A 20,695-nucleotide genomic window follows, 5' to 3' on the forward strand; every position below is an offset into this window, starting at 1 on the left:
ACCCTCGGCCGATGCCCACCCGCGGCCGCCGCCCGCCCCACGGGCGGCGGCGGCCGGGAGGCGCCCGGTCGCGCCTTTCCCCGGAAACCACTCAGGGGCCTGATCCGATGTCTCGGATCAGGCCCCTGAACTGGTCTTACGGCTGTCGGGGTGGCGGGATTTGAACCCACGACCTCTTCGTCCCGAACGAAGCGCGCTGCCAAGCTGCGCTACACCCCGATGTCGCTGCTTTGTTGTTCACGTCGCGGCGACATCGATTACTTTAGCCCACGCGCGCGCTGAGACGAAATCCGGTTTTCGGGGGGCGCGGCGCAGGTCAGGGCGGAGGCCCGGGAGGGCGAGCCGCCGGACGGGTGAGGGGGAGACCTCAGCCGCGGGACGTCAGGGTCAGGAGGGTGACTTCGGGCGGGCAGGCGAAGCGGACCGGGGTGAACCGGTTGGTGCCGCAGCCCGCCGAGACGTGCAGGTAGGACGTCCGGTCGGCGACCGTGTGGGTGGAGAGCCCCTTCACCCGGTCGGTGTCCAGGTCGCAGTTGGTGACGAGCGCCCCGTAGAAGGGGATGCACAGCTGTCCGCCGTGGGTGTGTCCGGCGAGGATCAGCTCGTACCCGTCGGCCGTGAAGGCGTCGAGCGAGCGCAGGTACGGGGCGTGGACCACGCCCATCGTGAAGTCGGCCGTGGCGTCGGGGCCGCCGGCCACCCGCTCGTACCGGTCCCGCTTGATGTGCGGGTCGTCGACGCCGGTGAAGGCGAGATCCGCCTGGGGCAGCTTCAGCCGGCCCCGGGTGTTGGTGAGGTTCACCCAGCCCGCCGCGTCGAAGGCGTCCCGCATCCCCTCCCAGGGGTTGTGGACGGCGCCGACGGCGGGCTTGTTGCCGTTGAGGCCGTGGCGGCCCTGCGCCTTCTCCATCAGATAGCGGGCGGGGTTGCGCAGCCGGGGCCCGTAGTAGTCGTTCGACCCGAAGACGTACACGCCGGGGAACTCCATCAGCGGGCCGAGCGCGTCGAGCACCTCCGGGACCGCGTCCGGGTCGGAGAGGTTGTCGCCGGTGTTGACGACGAAGTCGGGGCGGAGCCCCGCGAGGGACTGGAGCCAGGCCCGCTTCTTGTGCTGGCCGCTCACCATGTGGATGTCGGAGACCTGGAGGACCCGCAGGTCGCTCATGCCGGGAGGAAGCACCGGGACCGTCACCCGGCGGAGCCGGAACGAGCGTGCCTCGAAGCCGGCCGCGTAGACGAGTCCGGCCGCGGCCGTCGCCGTGAGACCTGCCGTGATCTTCAGGGGGATCCCGTACCGTGCGCGCATTCCCCCATCGTCGCAGACCCGGGGAGCGTAAATGCGCGGGCGGGTGGGGCGGGGGACCTGCCACACTTGGGCTCATGACCACGCTCAAGGAGAAGCTCAAGGCCGACCTCGACGCCGCGATCAGGGGGCGCGACGAACTGCGCTCCTCGACCCTGCGGCTGACCATCACCGCGATCACCATGGAGGAGGTCGCGGGCAAGTCCAAGCGCGAACTCTCCGACGACGAGGTGCTGAAGGTGATCGCCAAGGAGGCGAAGAAGCGCCGCGAGGCCGCGGACGCCTTCACCCAGGGCGGTCGCCCGGAGTCCGCCGAGCGGGAGCGGGCCGAGGGTGTCCTCCTCGACGCCTACCTGCCGAAGCAGCTCAGCGACGAGGAGCTCGACGGGATCGTCGCGGCGGCCGTCGAGGAGGCGAAGGCGGCGGGCGCCGAGGGCCCGCGTGCCATGGGCGCCGTCATGAAGATCGTGAGCCCGAAGGTGGCCGGTCAGGCCGAGGGCGGGCGGGTCGCCGCCTCCGTGAAGAAGCTCCTCGCGGGCTGACCCCCACGGGACAGGGATACGAGGAAGGGCGCCCCACTCGGTGGGGCGCCCTTCCTCGTGTTCTGGGTGTTCCGGGTGTTCCGGGTGTTCCGAAGGCTCCGAGGGTTCGGAGCGTTCGGGAGTCGCTACGGCGTCAGCGGTTTCCGCCGCGGCCGTTGTCGTCGCCGGGTCCGCCGATCACGCCCGGCGGGAGCGTGATGCCGGGGAACGGGTTGGTGTCGCCCGGCTTCCCGTCGCGCGGCTTACGGGGCTTGTTGGGCTTGTTCGGGCCCTCGTCGCCCTCCTTCTCCTTGTCCTTGGGCTTCTCGGCCCGGGGCACGGAGATGGGGGCGAAGCCCGGCGTCTCGGAGGCGTTCAGGGCGCCCGTCATCGCGATCTTCCAGATCGGACCGGGGAGGCAGCCACCGCAGACCTTGTCGTAGTACTCGCCGCCGATGTTGAGGTCGTACATCGACTTCTTCTCGCCGACGTCGTCGCCGACCCAGACGGCGGTGGAGAGGTTCGGGGTGTAGCCGACGAACCAGGCGTCCTTGCGGTCGTTGGTCGTACCGGTCTTGCCCGCGTTGTCGCGGTCGCTGAGGCCGGCCTTGGTGCCGGTGCCGTCCTCGACGACGCCCTTCAGCATCTGGTTGATCGTGTCGGCGGTGCGCTCGCTCATCGCCCGCGAGCACTTGGTCTGGGGCACGTTGAGCTTGTCGCCGTTGGCGGCCTTGACCGACTCGATGGCGACCGGGGTGCAGTACATGCCGCGGTTGGCGAAGGTCGCGTAGACGGTCGCCATGTCGAGCGGGGTGCTCTCCTGGGCGCCGAGGGTGATCGAGGGGAGTTCCTTGACCTTCTTGCCGAGTTCGCGCTCGTAGCCGACGTTCTTGGCCATCGTGATCGTCTCGCAGAGGCCGGCCATCTGCTCCAGCTTGGCGAAGTACGTGTTGATGGACTTGCCGAGGGCGCTGGTCATGTCGAAGGAACCCTCCTCCGACTTGAGCTCGTTGCCGATCTCCCAGTTGGCGTACCCGGCCGGCTTGCCGTCGCAGCGGGTGTAGTCCTGCTCCGGGATGTTGATCTTCCACGGGGTGTCGAAGGACTGCGCCGGGCTCAGCCCCTTCTCCAGCGCCGCCGCGGCCGTGATCGGCTTGAAGGTCGAGCCGACCTGGAAGCCGTACGTGGTGCCGCCCATCTTGCTGCCCACGGCGAGGTTGAGCGTGGTCTGGTTCTGCTTCTGGTCCAGGCCGTACGGGCGGGACTGGCCCATCGACAGGATCTTGCCGCTGCCGGGCTGCACCTGCACCACGGAGGCGGCGACCGGGTCGTTCTTGTAGATCTTCGCGACGGCGGCCTCGTTGGCGGCGGCCTGCGCGCGCGGGTCGAGCGTGGTCTTGACGGTGAGACCGCCCAGGTTCCACAGCTTCTGGCGCTCCTCGGCCGTCTTCCCGAAGACCGGGTCGGTGAGGATCGTCTTGCGGACGTAGTCGCAGAAGAAGCCGGCGCCGTCGACGGCGGTGATGCAGCCGTTCTTCGGGGACTTGACCTTCAGCTTGAGCGGGGACTCCTTGGCCTTGTCCGCCTCGGCCTGGCTGATGTCCTTGACGTCGGCCATCCGCTGGAGGACCACGTTGCGGCGCTTGGTGGCTTCCTGGATGTCGTTGATGGGGTCGTAGCGGCTCGGCGACTGGACGAGGCCGGCCATCATCGCCGCCTCTCCCAGCGTCAGGTCGGCGGCCCGCTTGGAGAAGTACCGCTGGGAGGCGGCCTCGATGCCGTACGCCTGCTGCCCGAAGAACGTGATGTTGAGGTAGTTCTCCAGGATCTTCTTCTTGCCCAGCTCCTCCTCGACCTGGATCGCGAACTTCAGCTCGCGGACCTTGCGGCCGATGGTCTGCTGGGTGGCCTGCGCGACCTTCTCGGGGTCGTCACCGGCCTCCTCGACGAAGACGTTCTTCACGTACTGCTGGGTGAGGGTGGACGCGCCCTGCGCGACCCCGCCCGACTGCGCGTTGCGGTTGATCGCGCGCAGCACGCCCTTGAGGTCGATCGCCCCGTGCTCGTAGAAGCGACCGTCCTCGATCGCGACGATCGCCTTCTGCATGTACGGCGAGATCTTGTCCAGCGGGACGACCTTCCGGTCCCGCGAGTACACCGTGGCGAGGAGACCACCCTCGGAGTCGAGGATCGTGGTGCGCTGACTCAGCGGTGGGGTCTTCAGGTTGGAGGGGATCTCGTCGAACCCCTCGACCGTGCCCTTCGCGGCCAGACCGAGTGCCCCGGCCGCGGGCAGGGCGATGCCCGCCAGCACGGCTCCGGAGAGCACACTGACACCGAGGAACTTGGCGGCCTGCTGGGTCCCGGTCAGACCACCGCCCGAGCGCTTCTTTGCCATGGGGGCAGCCTACGTTCTCATTCGCCGGACACACGTATATGCCTTGGCCTAAGCTGCTCCCAACTGTCACAGCAGTGTGGTCTGGCATCAAGACCCGGGTGTGACATCGACATGAATTCCCGTGACCCCGAAACATGGGGACTTCATGTCCGATTCCGGCCCATGCGTCACACGGTGTCCGAAATGGAGCCGTGAAAGAACGGCATATCTGCGCGGTATGTCCGCTATCACACGCATGTCCTTCGATCACTCCCCTGGGTGATCTGACGCGCACGCATAGTCCGTTCGGGCCATCCAAGATTGGGCCCGAAGGGGGTGTTGCGCTGTGCCCACCTTCCGTAACGTCCCAACTGGCAGCGGTGAATATGCCGCTGCCGCCGTGGGGGAGCCTCGATTCGGGAGAGGACGGCGCCGGTATGGGCTGGGTAGCTGACTGGAGTGCGCAGGCGGCCTGCCGCACTACCGATCCGGATGAACTTTTCGTGCAGGGAGCGGCACAGAACAGGGCAAAGGCGGTGTGCACCGGATGCCCGGTGCGGACCGAGTGCCTCGCCGACGCCCTCGACAACCGCGTGGAGTTCGGTGTGTGGGGCGGCATGACGGAGCGCGAGCGACGCGCCCTGCTGCGCCGCAGGCCGACCGTCACCTCGTGGCGCCGGCTCCTGGAGACCGCGCGCACGGAGTACGAGCGGGGAGCGGGCCTGCTGCCCGTGGCGATCGAGGACGACGCGACGTACGAGGCGTACGCCGCGGTGGGTTAGACCCCGGTCCGGCCCTTTCGGGCCCGGGGCGGAGCTGTTCGTACCGAGGTCGGGACTTCTCGTACCGAGGGTCGGGCTGGTCGTGCCGAGGGTCGGAGTACTCGGACCGGGAGTCCGGCTGCTCAGGCCGAGGCGGTCCGCCCGGCCGAGAGCCGGTCACCGATGGCCCGCAGCCCGGCGAGGTCGTGCACATCGCCGGGCAGGGCCGCCACTTCGGTCACCGCCACCTCGGGGTGAAGCGCGGTGAAGCGGTCACGCGTGCGCTGCTCACGCGAGAGCACCCGCATGCGCTCGGCATGCAGGTGCAGAAGTCCCGCGGTGAGATGTCGTACGTCCACGTCGGATTCCTGTGCCGGGTCGGCTGTGGGGGCAGCCTCGGGTACGGGAGGTGCGGCGGCGGTGGCGAGGTCGGACTGCTCGTGCTCGGTGGCCGGGGAGCCACTGCGCTCAGTCTTCCCGCCCCTCTGATCCACAATGCGCCCCTCCTCAAGATTTTCCGCGGCCGCTCGGGCCCGCTCGGCCGACAGCCGGGCGGCGCCACTGCCGTGGACGCGGTTGAGGACCAGACCGGCCAGCGGCATCCCCTCGGCGGCCAGCCGCTCCACGAAGTACGCGGCCTCGCGCAGCGCGTCCCGCTCCGGTGTGGCGACGACGAGGAAGGCCGTGCCCGGGGCCTGGAGCAGCCGATACGTGGCGTCGGCGCGCGTCCGGAATCCGCCGAACATCGTGTCCATCGCCGCGACGAACGTCTGCACGTCCTTGAGGAACTGACCCCCGAGCAGCTTTCCGAGGGTCCCCGTCATCATCGACATGCCGACGTTGAGGAACTTCATCCCCGCCCGGCCGCCCACCTTCGCCGGCGCCATCAGCAGCTTGATGAACTTCCCGTCCAGGAAGGACCCGAGCCGCTTCGGCGCGTCCAGGAAGTCCAGCGCGGAGCGGGACGGAGGGGTGTCCACGACGATCAGGTCCCACTCGTCGCGCGCCCGGAGCTGGCCCAGCTTCTCCATCGCCATGTACTCCTGCGTACCGGCGAATCCGGCCGACAGGGACTGGTAGAAGGGGTTGTCCAGGATCGCCCGCGCCCGGTCCGGATCCGCGTGCGCCTCGACGATCTCGTCGAAGGTCCGCTTCATGTCCAGCATCATCGCGTGCAGTTCGCCGCCGTCGGAGCCCTTGATCCCCTCGACCTTGCGCGGGGTGTTGTCGAGGGAGTCGATCCCCATCGACTGGGCGAGACGGCGGGCCGGGTCGATGGTGAGGACGACGACCCGCCGGCCGCGCTCCGCCGCCCGCACGCCGAGCGCCGCGGCCGTGGTCGTCTTGCCCACGCCGCCCGCGCCGCAGCAGACGATGATCCGGGTGCCGAGGTCGTCGATCAGCGGGTCGAGATCCAGGACGGGGACGGCGTCCAGCCCGTTCCCCCCGGGAGCCGGGTCGAGCCCGATCCCGGGCCCGGAGCCCGCCGCGGCCTTCTCCGTCACGCGCCCACCCCTTGCTTCCGCAGTTCCTTCGCCAGCCGGTAGAGCCCCGCGATGTCCGCCCCGTCCCCCAGGAAGGGGAGTTCGTACGAGGGCACGCCGATCTCGTCGAGGACCGCTCGCTGCGTCCGCTCCAGCTCCACCCGCCGGGCGTGCTCGGCCGCCTGGTCGAGAAGCGGCTCGACCAGCGTCGTGCCGCCCGTGACGCCGGCGGAGGCGAGCGCCCGCGCGATCGCGTCCCGGTGGTCGCCGGAGGCGGCCCGTACCGCCGCCTCGTCGAGGACGTGCGGCCGGACCATGTTCACCACGACCCGCCCCACCGGCAGTTCCGCCGCGCGGAGTTCCGCGATGCCGTCCGCGGTCTCCTGGACCGGCATCTCCTCCAGCAGGGTCACCAGATGGACCGCCGTCTCGGGGGACTTGAGGACCCGCATGACGGCCTGCGCCTGGTTGTATATCGGGCCGATCCTGGCCAGGCCCGCCACCTCGTCGTTGACGTTGAGGAAGCGGGTGATGCGGCCGGTGGGCGGCGCGTCCATGACCACGTGGTCATAGGTGTGTCCGCCGTGCTTCTCCCGCCGGCGGACGGCCTCGCAGGCCTTGCCGGTCAGCAGGACGTCCCGTACGCCCGGCGCTATCGTCGTCGCGAAGTCGATCGCGCCGAGCTTCTTCAGGGCCCGCCCCGCACTGCCCAGTTTGTAGAACATCTGGAGGTAGTCGAGGAGCGCGCGCTCGGCGTCGATCGCCAGCGCGTACACCTCTCCGCCGCCGGGGGCGACGGCGATCTTGCGCTCCTCGTACGGAAGGGCTTCCGTCTCGAAGAGCTGTGCGATGCCCTGTCTGCCTTCGACCTCGACGAGGAGGGTGCGCTTGCCCTCCGTCGCGAGGGCGAGGGCGAGGGCGGCGGCGACCGTCGTCTTACCGGTACCGCCCTTGCCGCTGACGACCTGGAGCCTGCTCACGCTGTCGAGCCTAACCACTGGCGGCGCCGCCCAATCAGGAGGCCGCCCCTGAGAAGCTCCCTAGGGGGAGCTTCGGGGGCCGCCTCGGAGAGCCGCCCACCGGCAGCGGATACAGTCGCCTCCATGACCAAGTGGGAGTACGTCACGGTGCCGCTTCTGGTGCACGCGACCAAGCAGATTCTGGACACCTGGGGCGAGGACGGCTGGGAGCTCGTCCAGGTCGTGCCCGGACCGAACAACCCCGAGCAGCTCGTGGCCTACCTGAAGCGGGCCAAGTCGTGAGCGGGGCCGTCGAGGCGAAGCTCGCCGAGCTGGGCCTGACCCTGCCGGCGGTCGTGCCGCCGCTGGCCGCCTACCAGCCGGCCGTGCAGTCGGGCGTGTACGTCTACACCTCGGGCCAGCTCCCGATGGTGGGCGGCGAGCTCCAGCTGACCGGCAAGGTCGGCGCCGAGGTCACCGCCGAGGAGGCCAAGAAGCTCGCGGCCACCTGCGCGCTGAACGCCCTCGCGGCCGTGAAGTCGGTCGCCGGTGACCTGGACCGGATCAAGCGGGTCGTGAAGGTCGTCGGCTTCGTCGCCTCCGCCCCCGACTTCACCGGGCAGCCGGGCGTCATCAACGGCGCCAGCGAGCTGCTCGGCGCGGTCCTCGGCGACAAGGGCGTGCACGCGCGCAGCGCCGTCGGCGTGACCGTGCTGCCGCTCGACGCCCCGGTCGAGGTCGAGGTCCAGGTGGAGCTCGTCGAGGCCTGACCCCTCGTACGCAGGTCACGCGGGCCGGTTCCGCCCTCCGGGGAAGGACCGGCCCTCGTGCATTCAGGTGGTTGCGCATAGCATCCGGCCATGTCGAATGGTCAGTGGTACCCGCCCGAGTGGCCCGACCGTATCCGCGCCCTCGCCGCCGGTGAGCTCACCCCGGTGGCCCCGCGGCGCGCCGCCACCGTCCTGCTCCTGCGGGACGGGGCCGCCGGACCCGACGTCCACATGCTGCGCCGACGCGCCTCGATGGCCTTCGCGGGCGGCGCGTACGCCTACCCCGGCGGCGGTGTCGACCCGCGCGACGAGCATCCGGTGCGCTGGGCCGGGCCCTCGCTGGAGGACTGGGCGGCCCGGCTCGGCCTCGACGACCCCGCGCAGGCCCAGGCCGTGGTCTGCGCCGCCGTACGCGAGACGTACGAGGAGGCGGGCGTCCTGCTCGCCGGGGAGACCGGGGACGAGGTCGTCGGCGACACGACCGGCGAGGCGTGGGAGCGGGACCGGGAGGCGCTCGTCGCCCGGGAGCTGTCCTTCGCCGACTTCCTGGACCGGCGCGGGCTCGTGCTCCGTTCCGACCTGCTCGGCGCGTGGGCCCGCTGGATCACGCCGGAGTTCGAGCAGCGCCGGTACGACACCTGGTTCTTCGTGGCCGCGCTGCCGGCCGGGCAGCGCACCCGTAACGCCTCCACGGAGGCCGACCGGACCGTCTGGATCCGCCCGGCGGAGGCCGCGGCCGGCTACGACCGGGGCGAACTGACGATGATGCCGCCGACGATCTCGACCCTGCGCACCCTGGAGCGGTACGGGACGGCTGCCGAGGCCCTCGCGGGGGCCTCGGAGCAGGATCTGGCCCCCGTGCTCGCGCAGGCGCGGCTGGAGGGCGACGAGCTGGTCCTGAGCTGGCCGGGCCACGAGGAGTTCACCAAGATCATCCCCAGGGGAGGTGCGTGATGAGCGACGCCGCCGCACTGCCGGGGCAGCCCCGCGGACTCGTGGTCTCGGGTCCCGCGACCGCCCGCGCCGTGAACGTCCTGGCGCCGAACCCGTCCGCGATGACCCTCGACGGCACCAACACCTGGCTCCTCTCCGAGCCCGGCTCCGACCTCGCCGTGGTCGTCGACCCCGGTCCCCTCGACGAGACGCATCTGCGGCATGTGATCGAGACCGCCGAGAAGCTCGGCAAGCGGGTCGCGCTGACCCTGCTGACCCACGGCCACCCGGACCACGCGGAGGGCGCGGGCCTCTTCGCCGAACTGACCGGGACAGCCGTACGGGCCCTCGACCCGGCGCTGCGGCTGGGTGACGAGGGGCTCGGCGCGGGGGAGGTGGTGAGCGTCGGCGGCCTGGAGGTGCGGGTCGTTCCGACGCCCGGCCACACCTCGGACTCGCTCTCCTTCCACCTGCCCGCGGACCGGGCGGTGCTGACGGGAGACACGATCCTGGGGCGCGGGACGACGATGGTGGCCCACCCCGACGGGCGTCTCGGCGACTATCTGGACTCGCTGCGGCGGCTGCGCTCGCTCACCGTCGACGACGGGGTGCACACGGTCCTGCCGGGGCACGGGCCGGTTCTGGAGGACGCGCAGGGGGCCGTGGAGTTCTATCTCGCGCACCGGGCGAGCCGGCTCGCCCAGGTCGAGACGGCGGTCGAGAACGGCCACCGGACGCCGTCGGAGGTCGTCGCCCATGTGTACGCGGACGTGGACCGCTCGCTGTGGCCGGCGGCGGAGCTGTCCGTGAGGGCGCAGCTGGAGTACTTGAAGGGCCGCGGTCTGGTCTAGGAGCGCCGGCAGGGGAGCGGCCGGCAGGGGGAGCGGCGGGCCGGTCCGGTGCGGACGGCGCCGGTCCGGTGTACGGGGCGTCACGATCCTGTCCCGAGGGGGACCCCGGCCCTGTGGAGTTCTTGACCCGTGTTTTACGCTCCGCTTACTTCTGGCCGTAGCTTTCGGGGGGAACGCCCGTGTTCGTCATCGCCATCCTGCTGCTCATCGCCGCAGTGGTGCTCTTCTTCGTCGCCCGCTCCAACGACTCGAAGGGACTGAAGCTCGGCGCCCTCGGCGCGGTGGTCGCAGGTCTCTTCTCGCTGGTCGCGAGCATGACGTACGTGATCAGCGCGTACGAGGTCGGTGTGCCGGTGGCCTTCGGCAAGGTCGGCTCGCCCATGACCTCGGGCATGCACGTGAAGTCGCCCTTCACCGACGTCACGACCTTCTCCACCCGCCCCGTCGACCTCAACCTCTCCGACAAGGACGTCGTCGAGGTCCGCTCCTCGCAGGGCGGCGTCATGTACGTGGAGGTGACGGTGAAGTGGGCCGTCGTCCCGAACAAGGCCGTGGAGCTCTACAAGCTCGCGGGCAGCGAGGACTCCATCCAGCAGCGCCTCGTCTTCCCCGACAGCCGCGAGATCGTCCGCAACGTGTTCGCCCGCTACACCAGCGAGCAGGGCTACGCCTCCGACCGCGAGAAGATCAACGCCGAGATCGGCACCCTGATCAAGGAGCGGCTGACCCCGCGCGGCATCGACGTGACCACCGTCAACCTGCGCAACGTGAAGCCCTCGGAGGCCCTCCAGGGCCAGATCGACCGCAAGATCCAGCAGCAGCAGGCCACCGAGCGCGCCACCGAGGCCGCCCGCACCGCCAAGGCGGAGGCGGACCGGCGCCGGATCGAGGCGGAGGGCATCGCCCGCGCCAACAAGATCCTCAACGACTCGCTGACGGACCGGGTCCTGGCGAACCAGTGCATCGACGCGTTCAAGGAGGCCGCGGCGAAGAACCCGGTCTACGCCGTGCCCTGCGGGAACGGTTCCTCCACCCCGGTGATCGTGGACGGCTCGAAGCGCTGACCCGCGGGAGGACACGCGAAAGGCCGCCCCGGTCCGTATCGGCCGGGGCGGCCTTTCGTGCGTACGCGTACGGGAGTGCTCGGCGCGAGGGCTCAGCGCGAGCGCTTCGCGAGGCGCTCCACGTCCAGCAGGATCACGGCGCGGGCCTCCAGGCGCAGCCAGCCGCGCTGGGCGAAGTCGGCGAGCGCCTTGTTGACCGTCTCGCGGGAGGCGCCGACCAGCTGGGCCAGCTCCTCCTGGGTGAGGTCGTGGACGACGTGGATGCCCTCCTCCGACTGCACGCCGAAGCGGCGCGACAGGTCGAGGAGCGCGCGGGCCACACGGCCCGGGACGTCGGAGAAGACCAGGTCGGACATCTGGTCGTTGGTCTTGCGCAGCCGGCGGGCGACCGCGCGCAGCAGCGCGGTGGCCACCTCGGGGCGGGCGTTCAGCCAGGGCTGGAGGTCGCCGTGGCCCAGGCCGAGCAGCTTGACCTCGGTCAGCGCGGTCGCGGTCGCGGTGCGCGGGCCCGGGTCGAAGAGCGAGAGCTCACCGATGAGCTCGCCGGGACCGAGGACGGCCAGCATGTTCTCGCGGCCGTCGGGGGAGGTGCGGTGCAGCTTCACCTTGCCCTCGGTGACCACGTACAGGCGGTCACCGGGGTCGCCCTCGTGGAAGAGCGCGTCGCCACGGGCGAGCGTCGCCTCACTCATCGAGGCGCGCAGCTCGGCGGCCTGCTCGTCATCGAGCGCCGCGAAGAGCGGGGCGCGCCGCAGAACGTCGTCCACGAGTTCTCTCCATACTGTCGACCTGCTCAGGGGACCTGCGTCCCATGATGCCGGACGTACAAAACAGTGCGATCAATCACAACAAGTTTGACGTACCGAGCCGCCCGACCGTACGTCAGGGGCCCGATTGGGGGCTGATCGGCCACGCCCGGGGCGGATGTCGGTGGTGGCCCCTAGGCTGGCCGGGTGTCCAACTCGCCGGTGAGAGCGCAGGCCAAGGGGGCTGAAAGAGTGTCGGCCGAAGGTAATTCCGCTGTGGGCGAACACGGCGTGTCCAAACGGGCGAAAGCCGCAAATCGGAAGGCGGCGAAGCCCGAGTCGCGGCTCGCGATGGTCCGTAGAGCCCGCAAGATCAACCGCGAGCTGGCCGAGGTCTTCCCGTACGCCCATCCGGAGCTCGACTTCCGCAACCCCTTCGAGCTGCTCGTCGCCACGGTCCTCTCCGCACAGACCACCGACCTGCGGGTCAACCAGACCACCCCCGCCCTCTTCGCCAAGTACCCCACGCCCGAGGACCTCGCCGCGGCCGTGCCCGAGGAGGTCGAGGAGCTCATCCGCCCCACCGGCTTCTTCCGCGCCAAGACCAAGTCGATCATGGGCCTCGCGGCCGCCCTCAGGGACGACTTCGGCGGCGAGGTCCCCGGCCGCCTCGACGACCTCGTCAAGCTCCCCGGCGTCGGACGCAAAACCGCCTTCGTCGTCCTCGGAAACGCCTTCGGAGTCCCGGGCATCACCGTCGACACCCACTTCATGCGGCTCGTCCGGCGGTGGAAGTGGACCGAGCAGGAGGACCCGGTGAAGATCGAGGCGGAGATCGCCGAGATCTTCCCGAAGAGCGAGTGGACGATGCTCTCGCACCGGGTGATCTTCCACGGCCGCCGCATCTGCCACGCCCGCAAGCCGGCCTGCGGCGCCTGCCCCATCACCCACCTCTGCCCCTCGTACGGCGAGGGCGAGACCGACCCCGAGAAGGCGAAGAAGCTGCTCAAGTACGAGATGGGCGGCTTCCCCGGCCAGCGGCTCGACCCGCCGCCCGGCTACCCGGGCCGACCGGCACCGCCCCTGGGCGCGAGCGGCTGAGCCCGATCGGCGAGAGATCCGGCCGCGCGGGATCCGGCCATGGGGGATCCCGCGGCGGAAGATCACTCCGTGAGAGATCCAGAGGGAACGAACGCGCACACCGATCGCGTTGTGAACCACGGGGGTGCCTATGACGCGCACTGACGAAGAGATCCACGGGCCCGGCACCGGCGGGCTGCTCAGCCGGGACGGGCTGCCCGACTGGCTCGGGCCCGTCGACCGGGCCGCCCGCACGGTCCGGCCCGAGCAGCTGAGCCGCTTCCTGCCGCCCGCGAGCGGCGCCGGGCGCCAGTCCGCCGTCCTCGTCCTCTTCGGCGAGGGCGAGCGCGGCCCCGAGCTGCTGCTCATGGAACGCGCCGGCAGCCTCCGCTCGCACGCCGGACAGCCCTCCTTCCCCGGCGGCGCCCTCGACCCCGAGGACGGCGACACGGCGGACGGCGGGCTCCTGCGCGCCGCCCTCCGCGAGGCCCGGGAGGAGACCGGACTCGATCCCGCGGGCGTACAGCTCTTCGGCGTCCTGCCCCAGCTCTACATCCCGGTCAGCGGCTTCGTCGTCACCCCCGTCCTCGGCTGGTGGCGCGCCCCGAGCCCCGTCGACGTCGTCGACCCCGGCGAGACCGCCCGGGTCTTCACCGTCCCCGTGGCGGATCTCACGGACCCCGCCAACCGCGCGACGGCCGTCCACCCGAGCGGCCACCAGGGCCCCGCGTTCCTCGTCGCATCCGCGCTGGTCTGGGGTTTTACCGCCGGAGTGATCGACCGGCTGCTGCATTTCTCCGGCTGGGAGCGCCCCTGGGACCGGTCCAAGCAGGTCCCGCTCGACTGGCGCTCATGACAGGCTGATCCCCGGCGGACTGGCTGATCCCCGGCGACCGGAAACGAATCTGCGAGGCAATTGACGGTGAACGTGCTGGACATCTTGTTGCTGCTCGCCGCCGTGTGGTTCGCGATCATCGGGTACCGCCAGGGTTTCGTGGTCGGCATCCTGTCGGTGGTCGGGTTCCTCGGCGGCGGTCTCGTCGCCGTTCTGCTGCTCCCGATCCTCTGGGACCAGCTGACCGACAACAGCGAGGTCTCGACGACGGCGACCGTCGTCTTCGTGATGGTGGTCATCGTCTGCGCCTCGGTCGGCCAGGCCTTCACCACCCACCTCGGCAACAAACTGCGCCGGCACATCACCTGGTCACCCGCACGCGCCCTCGACGCCACCGGCGGCGCCCTGGTCAACGTCGTCGCGATGCTGCTCGTGGCCTGGCTGATCGGCTCCGCCCTCGCCGGCACCACACTGCCCACCCTGGGCAAGGAGGTGCGGACCTCCAAGGTGCTGCTCGGCGTCTCCCAGGTGATGCCGGATCAGACCTCCACCTGGTTCGCCAACTTCAGCTCGACCCTGGCCCGCAGCGGCTTCCCCCAGGTCTTCAGCCCCTTCGCCAACGAGCCCATCACCGAGGTCCAGCCCCCGGACCCGGCGCTCGCCGGCAGCCCCGTCGCCGCCCGCGCCCAGCGCTCCATCGTGAAGGTCGTCGGCACCGCCCAGAGCTGCGGCAAGGTCCTCGAGGGCACCGGTTTCGTCTTCGGCGACCGCCGGGTCATGACCAACGCGCACGTGGTCGGCGGCGTCGACGAGCCGACCGTCCAGATAGGCGGCGAGGGCAAGCTCTACGACGCCAAGGTCGTCCTCTACGACTGGCAGCGCGACATCGCCGTCCTGGACGTGCCGAACCTCAAGGCCACACCGCTGGCGTTCACCGAGGAGGACGCCCGCAGCGGTGACGGCGCCATCGTCGCCGGATTCCCGGAGAACGGCTCGTACGACGTGCGCTCGGCGCGCGTCCGGGGCCGTATCAACGCGAAGGGCCCCGACATCTACCACCGCGACGAGGTGCGCAGGGACGTGTACTCGCTGTACACGACGGTCCGCCAGGGCAACTCCGGCGGGCCCCTCCTCACCGAGGACGGCGAGGTGTACGGCGTGATCTTCGCCCGCTCCCTCGACGACGCGAACACCGGCTACGCCCTGACGGTCGACGAGATCCGCGAGGACATCGAGCTCGGCCGGACCGCGGACCAGCAGGTCGACACCCAGTCCTGCGCCCTGTGACTCCCGGGGCCGCCCGTCCCACCGCACCAGGGGGTGTCGCGTCGATCACGCCGCAAGCCGGGCGTGATCGACGAGACACCTTCTAGGCGGTGTCGCGGGGATGCCGGAGCCGGGCCGAGACCCAGCGGGCCCGGCGGCGGAGGATGCGCGAGATACCCACCCCTTGCGCCGTGTGGGTGCCGCCGGGGTCCGGCGGTCCACTCCCCTCGCGGGAGCCCGGCCCTGCGGCCGGGCGGCGGTTGCGTGCTGTCGTGTCACCGTAGTCGTGCGTCCAGCCCATACTTCGACGTCTGCCCGGGGCCCAAGGTCGGTAACCGCCCGGGGACCCGCCAATTGGAGTATGCGCGAGGCACATGGCCGTTCGAAGGAAGTCCGTACGCCCCGGAGCGGGGAGAGGGACCGTCAGCGGTCGGGCTCGGGGTCCTTCAGCCAGTTGACGAGCTCCGTGGAGAAGGCCGCCGGGTCCTCCTCGTGCGGGAAGTGCCCGAGCCCGTCGAAGAGCCTCCAGCGGTACGGCGCTTCCACGTACTCGCCCGACCCCGCCGCGCTCCGGGTCCGCATCACCGGGTCGAGGGAGCCGTGCAGATGGAGCGTCGGCACCCGCACCGGACGCTTCATGCGCCGGTTGAACTGGATGCCGTCGGGGCGGGCCAGCGAACGCACCATCCAGCGGTACGGCTCGATCGAGCAGTGCGCCGTCGACGGGATGAGCATCGCCCGCCGGTACACCTCGATCGCCTCCTCGTCCGAGGTGAGCCGGGGCTGCGGACCCGACCAGTCCCGGACGAGCTCGCCGACCAGCGCGGCGTCGTCCGCGACGAGCTGACGCTCCGGTACCCACGGCCGCTGGAAGCCCCAGATGTGCGAGCCGGCCCGCGACTGGGCGAAGTCGGAGAGCATCGCCGCACGCCAGCGGCGCGGGTGCGGCATCGAGGAGACCACGAGCCGGCGCACCAGCTTCGGCCGCATCACGGCCGCCGTCCAGGCCAGATAGCCGCCCAGGTCGTGCCCGACGAGCGCGGCGTCCGGTTCGCCCAGGGAGCGGATCACGCCGGTGACGTCGAGGGCCAGGTTGGCGGGGTCGTAACCCCGGGGGGTGCGGTCGCTGCCGCCGACCCCGCGCAGGTCCATCGCGACGGCCCGGAAACCGGCCTCGGCGAGGGCGGGCAGCTGATGGCGCCAGGTCCACCAGAACTGCGGGAAGCCGTGCAGGAGCAGCACCAGCGGGCCGTCGCCCATCTCGGCGATGTGGAAGCGGGCACCGTTGGCTGCCACATCGCGATGGGTCCACGGCCCGTCGAGCCGTACGGGCCCGCCGTTGCTGCTCTCGGAAAGGGTCATACGGACGAGCGTGCCACAGCGGAGGCGTTGTCCAGCGCCTTGTCCAGGGCCTTCGACGGCTCGGGACGCGGGTGGGGCTTGACCGTGGAGAGCACGGCGGCCGTCTGCTTGGCCGAGGCGATGGACTTCTCCGGCGGCTTGACCTTCTTGAACTTGGCGTACGCGAGGAGGCCGAGCACCCCGGCGAACAGCACGTTCGCCGCGAACGAGAGCAGGAAGCACCAGACGAGGTTCCAGCCCCCGTTGCCGTTGTGCCCGCCGGTCCAGGTGTTGATGGCGTACGCGAGGGCGAAGCTCAGCATCGGCAGCGAGAACAGCAGCACGACCGCGGCGGCGATGCCGGCCGCGCTTCCGATCGCGCCTCGCTTGACGTCCTGCCTGATCTCGGCCTTCGCCAGGGCAAGCTCGTCGTGCACCAGCGCGGACATCTCGGCGGTCGCCGAGGCGACCAGCTGGCCGAGGCTGCGCTCGGTTCCGTCGTACGGGTCGCTCATCGCTGCTCCCTCTTCTCTTCTGCGGTCCGAGTTCTCTTCTACGCGGTCCGACTCAGATCATGCCGGACGGTCGGCCCCGTCGCGCGGTGCCCCCGCCAGTTGGGCGCGCTCACGGTGTTCGGCGGCCTTCTTCTCGTAGATCTCGGCCATCCGCAGGTGGTAGTCCGGATTGTCCTGCTCGTAGATGTCGGGGATGCCGTCGTGGTCGTCGTCGCGCTCCTCGTCGGAGACCAGGGCCTGGTACTTCCGGACCCGCAGCTTCAGCAGGACGGAGGCGAGGACGGCCGCGATGAGCGAGCCGATGAGGACGGCGGCCTTCACCTCGTCGGTGAGGACGGGATCGTCGGCGAAGGCGAGTTCGCCGATGAGCAGCGAGACGGTGAAGCCGATGCCGGCGAGCGTGGCGACGGCGAAGACGTCCGGCCAGGCCAGGTCGGGGTTGAGCTCCGCCCTGGTGAAGCGGGCGGCGAGCCAGGTGCCGCCGAAGATGCCGACGGCCTTGCCGACGACGAGGCCGAGGACGACGCCGAGGGTGACGGGCTGGGTGAACACGTCGTGGATCGCGCCGCCGGAGATGCTCACCCCGGCCGAGAAGAGCGCGAACAGGGGCACGGCGAGACCGGCCGAGATCGGGCGGACGATGTGCTCGATGTGCTCGCCGGGGGAGTGCTTCTCGCCCTCCCGGGTGGTGCAGCGCAGCATCAGGCCCATGGCGACACCGGCGATGGTGGCGTGGACGCCGCTGTTGTACATCAGGCCCCAGATGACCAGGGCCAGCGGAACGTACACGTACCAGCCGCGGACCTCCTTGCGGAGCAGCAGCCAGAAGAGGAGGAGTCCGGCGAAGGCGCCGCCGAGAGCGGCGAAGTTCAGGTCGCTGGTGAAGAAGATCGCGATGATCAGGATGGCGAAGAGGTCGTCGACGACGGCGAGGGTGAGCAGGAAGGCGCGCAGGGCGGAGGGCAGGGAGGTGCCGATGACGGCGAGGACGGCGAGGGCGAAGGCGATGTCGGTCGCGGTGGGGACGGCCCAGCCGTCCATGGAGCCGTTGCCGACGGCGTTGACCAGGGCGTAGACGAGGGCGGGCGCGGCCATGCCGCAGAGCGCGGCGATGACGGGGAGCGCGGCGGCCTTGGGGTCGCGCAGTTCGCCCGCGACGAGTTCCCGCTTGAGTTCGATGCCGGCGACGAAGAAGAAGATCGCGAGCAGTCCGTCGGCGGCCCAGTGCTGGATCGACAGGTCGAGGCCGAGTGCGGCGGGGCCTATGTGGAAGTCGCTGACGGTCTCGTAGCTGTCGCTCAGCGGGGTGTTGGCCCAGATGAGGGCGATCACGGCGGCGAGGAGGAGCAGGACCCCGCCGACGGTCTCGGTGCGCAGGGCGTCGGTGAGGTAGCGCCGTTCGGGCAGGGAGAGACGGCCGAGGAACTTGCGGTCGGTCGGTGCGGGCGCGGCCACGGGGAAACCTCCGGTCGGTGGGCAGGGCAGAGCACATGCCGACCAGACTTCCCGGCGCACCTAGGTTTTCCTGTCGCGTCCTTGACGCGGTCCTTACGGTACCTAACGAGCGGGGGTTGCGTCCGGCGAGATCCACTTTAGGCAGTTTCATCCCCTTCGTCCCGTCGGGTCGGGCCAAGCGGAACGCCCGCCCCGAGCGTCTCGGAGCGGGCGTTCGCGTCGTACGGGCCGTTCTCAGTCCTCGCTGGACGTGGTCGGCAGCTGGGTCTGGATGAGCGACATGACCGAGGAATCGGTCAGGGTGGTGACGTCGCCCAGCTCGCGGTTCTCCGCCACGTCACGCAGCAGACGGCGCATGATCTTGCCCGAGCGGGTCTTCGGCAGCTCCGCCACCGGCAGGATCCGCTTCGGCTTGGCGATCGGGCCGAGGGTCGCACCGACGTGGTTGCGCAGCTCGGCCACCAGGTTCTCGTCCTCGCTCGCCGAACCCCGCAGGATGACGAAGGCGACGATCGCCTGACCGGTCGTCTCGTCGGCGGCGCCCACGACGGCCGCCTCCGCGACGGACGGGTGCGAGACGAGAGCCGACTCGACCTCGGTGGTCGAGATGTTGTGGCCGGAGACGAGCATGACGTCGTCGACCCGGCCGAGCAGCCAGATGTCGCCGTCCTCGTCCTTCTTGGCCCCGTCACCGGCGAAGTACTTGCCCTCGAAGCGGGACCAGTACGTGTCGATGTACCGCTGGTCGTCGCCCCAGATGGTGCGGAGCATCGACGGCCACGGCTCGGTGAGGACCAGGTAGCCGCCGCCGCCGTTCGGCACCTCGTTCGCCTCGTCGTCGACGACGGTCGCGGAGATGCCCGGCAGGGCGCGCTGGGCGGAGCCCGGCTTGGTCTCGGTGACGCCCGGCAGCGGCGAGATCATCATCGCGCCGGTCTCGGTCTGCCACCAGGTGTCCACGATCGGGGTCTTGTTCGCGCCGATGTGCTCGCGGTACCAGACCCAGGCCTCGGGGTTGATCGGCTCGCCGACCGAGCCCAGCACGCGGAGGCTGGACAGGTCGAACTTCGCGGGGATGTCGTCGCCCCACTTCATGAACGTGCGGATCGCGGTGGGCGCCGTGTAGAGGATCGTGACGCCGTACTTCTGCACGATCTCCCAGAACCGCCCCTGGTGCGGGGTGTCCGGGGTGCCCTCGTACATGACCTGCGTCGCGCCGTTGGCCAGCGGGCCGTAGACGATGTAGGAGTGCCCGGTGACCCAGCCGATGTCGGCGGTGCACCAGTAGACGTCGGTCGCCGGCTTGAGGTCGAAGACCGCGTGGTGGGTGTAGGCGGCCTGGGTGAGGTAGCCGCCGGAGGTGTGCAGGATGCCCTTCGGCTTCCCCGTGGTGCCCGAGGTGTAGAGGATGAAGAGCGGGTGCTCCGCCTCGAAGGCCTCCGGGGTGTGCTCGGCGGACTGGCGGGCGACGATGTCGTCCCACCACACGTCGCGGCCCTCGGTGAAGGCGGTGTCCTGACCCGTACGGCGGACCACGAGGACGTGCTCGACCTGCGGACACTTGGCGACGGCCTCGTCGATGGCCGGCTTGAGGGCGCTCGGCTTGCCGCGGCGGTAGCCACCGTCCGCGGTGACGACCAGCTTGGCGTCGGCGTCCTGGATGCGGGAGGCCACGGCGTCGGCCGAGAAGCCGCCGAAGACCACCGAGTGGGCGGCGCCGACGCGGGCGCAGGCCAGCATCGTGATGGCCGCCTCGGGGATCATCGGCAGGTAGACGGCGACGCGGTCGCCCTTGCGGACACCCAGCTCGGTCAGGGCGTTGGCCGCCTTGGAGACCTCGTCCTTCAGCTCGGCGTAGGTGATCGCGCGGCTGTCGCCCGGCTCGCCCTCGAAGTGGATGGCGACCCGGTCGCCGTGGCCGGCCTCGACGTGCCGGTCGACGCAGTTGTACGCCACGTTCAGCTCGCCGTCGGCGAACCACTTGGCGAACGGCGGGTTCGACCAGTCGAGGGTCTCGGTCGGCTCGGTGGCCCAGGTCAGGCGCTTGGCCTGCTCGGCCCAGAAGCCCAGCCTGTCCGCCTTGGCCTGCTCGTACGCCTCCGCCGTCACGTTGGCGTGCGCGGCCAGCTCGGCGGGCGGCGAAAATCGACGCTCTTCCCGAAGCAGATTGGCCAGGCTTTCGTTGCTCACGACATCTCCCTTTCCCAGGGCGTCCTCTGTGCGTATGTGTCCCGCGTCATACCTCATCAGTCAGATGCCCGGGTGACAAGAGTCTCCAGGGAATTGGTTTAGACCTGTGAGTCGTACGGCGTGCGGGGGCCCCTTCTTCCCGAGCGGTGGGAGAAGGGGCCACACAGTCTCACGGACGGCGGGAGCGGAAGGTTCAGGACGCGCCGCCCCGTTCCCGCTCAGGGCGCGCGGCCCGGTTCCAGCT

At 70.5% G+C, this 20,695-nt stretch carries 20 protein-coding genes and 1 tRNA gene; 10 read left to right on the forward strand and 11 right to left on the reverse strand.

Annotated elements, in window-relative coordinates; genetic code table 11:
• Window positions 1–145 precede the first annotated feature (145 nt).
• Together IE311_RS14525 and IE311_RS14530 are read right to left on the reverse strand one after the other, a co-directional pair.
• Window positions 146–219 (reverse strand) — tRNA-Pro (locus IE311_RS14525).
• Window positions 220–367: 148 nt separating this feature from the next.
• Window positions 368–1,306, reverse strand: a complete 939-nt coding sequence (locus tag IE311_RS14530) for a metallophosphoesterase (protein ID WP_189832086.1) — start codon at window positions 1,304–1,306, stop codon at window positions 368–370.
• Window positions 1,307–1,380: 74 nt separating this feature from the next.
• Here IE311_RS14530 and IE311_RS14535 point away from each other — a divergent pair, with 74 nt between their 5' ends.
• Complete coding sequence (locus tag IE311_RS14535; protein WP_189832087.1) at window positions 1,381–1,845, forward strand: GatB/YqeY domain-containing protein; 465 nt, start codon at window positions 1,381–1,383, stop codon at window positions 1,843–1,845.
• Between the two features lie 133 nt (window positions 1,846–1,978).
• On the opposite strand, the gene IE311_RS14540 is transcribed toward IE311_RS14535, so the two are convergent.
• Window positions 1,979–4,222 carry a transglycosylase domain-containing protein gene (locus IE311_RS14540; protein WP_189832088.1) on the reverse strand — a complete coding sequence of 748 codons (2,244 nt, stop codon included), beginning with the start codon at window positions 4,220–4,222 and terminating at the stop codon, window positions 1,979–1,981.
• 416 nt (window positions 4,223–4,638) lie between these two features.
• On the opposite strand from IE311_RS14540, the gene IE311_RS14545 reads away from it, so the two are divergent.
• Entirely contained in the window at window positions 4,639–4,983 is a 345-nt protein-coding gene (locus IE311_RS14545) for a WhiB family transcriptional regulator (RefSeq protein WP_015034550.1), read from the forward strand.
• 122 nt (window positions 4,984–5,105) lie between these two features.
• On the opposite strand, the gene IE311_RS14550 is transcribed toward IE311_RS14545, so the two are convergent.
• Window positions 5,106–6,431 (reverse strand): ArsA family ATPase, encoded by a 1,326-nt coding sequence (locus IE311_RS14550; RefSeq protein ID WP_189832220.1) that lies wholly within the window; start codon window positions 6,429–6,431, stop codon window positions 5,106–5,108.
• 32 nt (window positions 6,432–6,463) lie between these two features.
• Window positions 6,464–7,426 (reverse strand): ArsA family ATPase, encoded by a 963-nt coding sequence (locus IE311_RS14555; protein WP_189832089.1) that lies wholly within the window; start codon window positions 7,424–7,426, stop codon window positions 6,464–6,466.
• A 123-nt stretch (window positions 7,427–7,549) separates the two neighbouring features.
• Between IE311_RS14555 and IE311_RS14560 the strand changes: the two genes are divergently transcribed.
• The 5 genes from IE311_RS14560 (at window position 7,550) to IE311_RS14580 (ending at window position 11,023) form a co-directional block, all read left to right on the forward strand.
• Window positions 7,550–7,708 carry a DUF4177 domain-containing protein gene (locus IE311_RS14560; protein ID WP_015034547.1) on the forward strand — a complete coding sequence of 53 codons (159 nt, stop codon included), beginning with the start codon at window positions 7,550–7,552 and terminating at the stop codon, window positions 7,706–7,708.
• Window positions 7,705–8,175 (forward strand): RidA family protein, encoded by a 471-nt coding sequence (locus IE311_RS14565; RefSeq protein ID WP_189832090.1) that lies wholly within the window; start codon window positions 7,705–7,707, stop codon window positions 8,173–8,175. The genes IE311_RS14560 and IE311_RS14565 overlap by 4 nt, the downstream gene beginning before the upstream one ends.
• 90 nt (window positions 8,176–8,265) lie before the next feature.
• Window positions 8,266–9,129 (forward strand): NUDIX hydrolase, encoded by an 864-nt coding sequence (locus tag IE311_RS14570; protein ID WP_189832091.1) that lies wholly within the window; start codon window positions 8,266–8,268, stop codon window positions 9,127–9,129.
• Window positions 9,129–9,959, forward strand: coding sequence for an MBL fold metallo-hydrolase (locus tag IE311_RS14575; RefSeq protein ID WP_189832092.1), 831 nt, complete (start codon window positions 9,129–9,131; stop codon window positions 9,957–9,959). The genes IE311_RS14570 and IE311_RS14575 overlap by 1 nt, the downstream gene beginning before the upstream one ends.
• Before the next feature lie 179 nt (window positions 9,960–10,138).
• Window positions 10,139–11,023 (forward strand): prohibitin family protein, encoded by an 885-nt coding sequence (locus IE311_RS14580; RefSeq protein WP_189832093.1) that lies wholly within the window; start codon window positions 10,139–10,141, stop codon window positions 11,021–11,023.
• Between the two features lie 92 nt (window positions 11,024–11,115).
• Here IE311_RS14580 and IE311_RS14585 read toward each other — a convergent pair whose 3' ends face one another.
• Entirely contained in the window at window positions 11,116–11,790 is a 675-nt protein-coding gene (locus tag IE311_RS14585; RefSeq protein ID WP_015034542.1) for a Crp/Fnr family transcriptional regulator, read from the reverse strand.
• Between the two features lie 231 nt (window positions 11,791–12,021).
• On the opposite strand from IE311_RS14585, the gene nth reads away from it, so the two are divergent.
• The 3 genes from nth (at window position 12,022) to IE311_RS14600 (ending at window position 14,971) form a co-directional block, all read left to right on the forward strand.
• Window positions 12,022–12,870 carry an endonuclease III gene (gene nth, locus IE311_RS14590; RefSeq protein WP_373313855.1) on the forward strand — a complete coding sequence of 283 codons (849 nt, stop codon included), beginning with the start codon at window positions 12,022–12,024 and terminating at the stop codon, window positions 12,868–12,870.
• Between the two features lie 130 nt (window positions 12,871–13,000).
• Window positions 13,001–13,705, forward strand: coding sequence for an NUDIX hydrolase (locus IE311_RS14595; protein WP_189832095.1), 705 nt, complete (start codon window positions 13,001–13,003; stop codon window positions 13,703–13,705).
• A 66-nt stretch (window positions 13,706–13,771) separates the two neighbouring features.
• Complete coding sequence (locus IE311_RS14600) at window positions 13,772–14,971, forward strand: MarP family serine protease (protein WP_189832096.1); 1,200 nt, start codon at window positions 13,772–13,774, stop codon at window positions 14,969–14,971.
• A gap of 82 nt (window positions 14,972–15,053) precedes the next feature.
• Here IE311_RS14600 and IE311_RS36685 read toward each other — a convergent pair whose 3' ends face one another.
• The 5 genes from IE311_RS36685 to acs form a co-directional block, all read right to left on the reverse strand.
• Window positions 15,054–15,251 (reverse strand): hypothetical protein, encoded by a 198-nt coding sequence (locus IE311_RS36685; RefSeq protein WP_229901925.1) that lies wholly within the window; start codon window positions 15,249–15,251, stop codon window positions 15,054–15,056.
• Between the two features lie 122 nt (window positions 15,252–15,373).
• Complete coding sequence (locus IE311_RS14605; RefSeq protein ID WP_189832097.1) at window positions 15,374–16,312, reverse strand: alpha/beta fold hydrolase; 939 nt, start codon at window positions 16,310–16,312, stop codon at window positions 15,374–15,376.
• Entirely contained in the window at window positions 16,309–16,806 is a 498-nt protein-coding gene (locus IE311_RS14610; protein ID WP_189832098.1) for a phage holin family protein, read from the reverse strand. Before IE311_RS14610 ends, IE311_RS14605 begins: the two co-directional genes overlap by 4 nt.
• Before the next feature lie 57 nt (window positions 16,807–16,863).
• Entirely contained in the window at window positions 16,864–18,261 is a 1,398-nt protein-coding gene (gene nhaA, locus IE311_RS14615; protein ID WP_189832099.1) for a Na+/H+ antiporter NhaA, read from the reverse strand.
• A 234-nt stretch (window positions 18,262–18,495) separates the two neighbouring features.
• The gene (gene acs / locus IE311_RS14620) at window positions 18,496–20,451 is read right to left on the reverse strand and encodes an acetate--CoA ligase (RefSeq protein WP_189832100.1); all 1,956 of its coding nucleotides are present in this window, start codon (window positions 20,449–20,451) and stop codon (window positions 18,496–18,498) included.
• Window positions 20,452–20,695 lie beyond the last annotated feature (244 nt).

Origin of the sequence: Streptomyces zaomyceticus, assembly GCF_014656215.1 — a bacterium.
Lineage (GTDB): Bacteria > Actinomycetota > Actinomycetes > Streptomycetales > Streptomycetaceae > Streptomyces > Streptomyces zaomyceticus.